General features: G+C 68.9%; 2 protein-coding genes. Both read right to left on the bottom strand.

Annotated features, from left to right (window positions below):
• The coding region (locus A3764_RS22760; protein ID WP_150122422.1) for an SDR family NAD(P)-dependent oxidoreductase at positions 1-309 on the bottom strand (309 nt) is incomplete at its 3' end.
• Positions 306-866 (bottom strand): SDR family NAD(P)-dependent oxidoreductase (locus A3764_RS22755; RefSeq protein ID WP_150122421.1); only part of this gene is annotated, 561 nt, incomplete at its 5' end. The genes A3764_RS22755 and A3764_RS22760, both read right to left, overlap by 4 nt.

Below are 866 nucleotides of genomic sequence, written 5' to 3'. Positions count from 1 at the left end.
GTCGGGGATGGTTTCTGGCCGGTAGAGCCCGGCATTGTTCACCAGACCGTGCAGGGGCCGGTCGCCGCATTGCGCCTGCAACGCCGCCCAGTCCGCTTCCGAGGTCACGTCGAGGCGGGCGAATTGCGCGCCGATCTCATCCGCGAGGGCGCGGCCCTCGTCTTCAAGGATGTCGGCGACGATCACCTGCGCGCCCCGCGCCGCGAGATGCCGGGCCTGAAGCGCACCCTGTCCGCGCGCGCCGCCGGTGACGACCACGAGGCGGCCGCCGAAAGACACGCCCAGGATGTCTGCCTGGCCGGGGGTCATAGCCAGCTTCCCCCGAGCCGGGTCACGTCGTCGATGGGGTGGCCCCCGGCATCGAGTTCGCGCGCGGTGACGAGCGCCGCGTCGAGCATGGCGGCACGGGCGGCGATGACGCGGTCATATTCGGGATGGGTCAGCAGGTAGGGGAGGTTGCGGCTCACCGCCTCGATGATCCGGCGGGCCACCTCTTCGGGCTGCATGGAATTGGCCATGATCTCGGCCACGCGTCGGCGGTTCTCGGACGTGCTGTCCTGACCGGAGCTTGCGATGGCCGTGTTGACGTAGCCGGGGCAGACGGCGGTGACGCCGATGCCCAGCGGGGCCAGATCGCTGCGCGCGGTCTCGCTCAGCGAAACGGTGGCAGTCTTGGATGCGGCATAGGCCGCATAGCCGGGGGTCGAGAACAGGCCGCAGACCGAGCAGATATTGACGATATGCGCCGAGCGGCCCGTCCGGCGCAGCTGGTTCACGAAAACCTGCGTGCCGTGGAACATGCCCACCAGATTGGTGTCGAGGACGCGCTGGAAGGTCTCCAGCTCGACCTCATGGATGGGTTGGGG

The organism is Sulfitobacter sp. HI0129 (assembly GCF_001635395.1).
Classification (GTDB): Bacteria; Pseudomonadota; Alphaproteobacteria; order Rhodobacterales; family Rhodobacteraceae; genus Sulfitobacter.
Note: the sequence above shows the minus strand (reverse complement) of the source record. Positions and strands in the feature narration are given on the sequence as shown.